We start from the raw sequence: 1198 nt of genomic DNA on the forward strand, positions 1-1198 counted from the left end.
GCCATTCACGCGGTGATTCGCGCAACGGGCGTCAATTCCGACGGCCGTACGAACGGGATTGCGCTTCCGAACGGTGCGGCGCAAAAGCGGCTTTTGCAGTCGATTTATGAAGATCCGAAGGTCGATCGCAAGTGCGTGGCGTATCTTGAAGCACATGGTACCGGCACTGCGGCGGGCGATCCCATCGAAACAAAGAGCATCGGCGAAGTGCTCGGGCATCGCGGTGAAGGTGAAGAGCCTCTTTTGATCGGGTCGGTCAAGTCGAACCTCGGGCACTTGGAAACAGGCTCGGGCATGGCCGGCATCGCCAAAGCGATCACGGTCCTTCGCGAGCGCGAAGTTCCCGCCAACATTCAGCTCAGCAAACTCAATCCCGCCATCGATTTCGAGGGTCTCGGCATTCGCGTTGCGCGCGAAAAAGAGCCGCTCCCCGAAGTTGCCGGTGCGCCGCTTGTCGGCGTCAATTCATTCGGATTCGGCGGCACGAACGCACACGTGCTGCTTGAGGACGCCGGTGCCGCCAAAGAGGACGTCGCTGCGTTTGATACGGGAGCTTCCTCTGAGCTCTATCCGCTGCTTCTTTCCGCAAAGAGCATGGAAAGTCTGCGTGCGCTTGCCGGTGCTTATGCCAAGCGTCTTTCTGATGCGGATGCGAATACATTCAACCGAACGGCCGCTGCCGCCGCCACGCAGCGCGAACGCCTCTCGAATGCTCTCTTCATGAAGGTGGGGAGCGTTTCGGCTGCGGTCGATGCACTCAACATCTTCTCGACGAACGGGCAGCTTCCCGCCTGCACCGAGGCCGGTGCGTGGGCGGTTGAGCACGTGGCAAGTGTTGTCCGCGCGGGAAAAACCGCTTTTGTCTATTCGGGCAACGGCAGTCAGTGGGCCGGCATGGGTGCTGCGCTCTACGCGGGCGAACCGAGCTTCAAGCGCGTTGTCGACGAGATCGACGAGACGTTCTTCCCGCTCTCGGGCTGGAAGATCGGCGAGACGTTCCAGAAGAACGACGGCGATGTTGCCGTTGATCGAACGGAAGTTGCACAGCCTCTCATCTTTGCCGTTCAGGTCGGCGTCACGGCGCTCCTTGCCGATGCGGGCATCAAGCCCGATGCCGTCACGGGCCACAGCGTGGGTGAAGTGGCTGCCGCTTGGGCCGCGGGCTGCCTCACGCTTGCCGACGCGACGAAGGTGATTT

The 1198-nt window shown here is 61.3% G+C and carries 1 protein-coding gene; it reads left to right on the plus strand.

The annotated features are described in order from the left end of the window. On the plus strand, positions 1-1198 hold a 1198-nt coding region (locus H6A60_RS11530; RefSeq protein WP_205104753.1), incomplete at both ends, for an acyltransferase domain-containing protein.

Source organism: Sutterella massiliensis, from assembly GCF_016899755.1.
In the GTDB taxonomy this organism is placed as follows: domain Bacteria; phylum Pseudomonadota; class Gammaproteobacteria; order Burkholderiales; family Burkholderiaceae_F; genus Sutterella; species Sutterella massiliensis.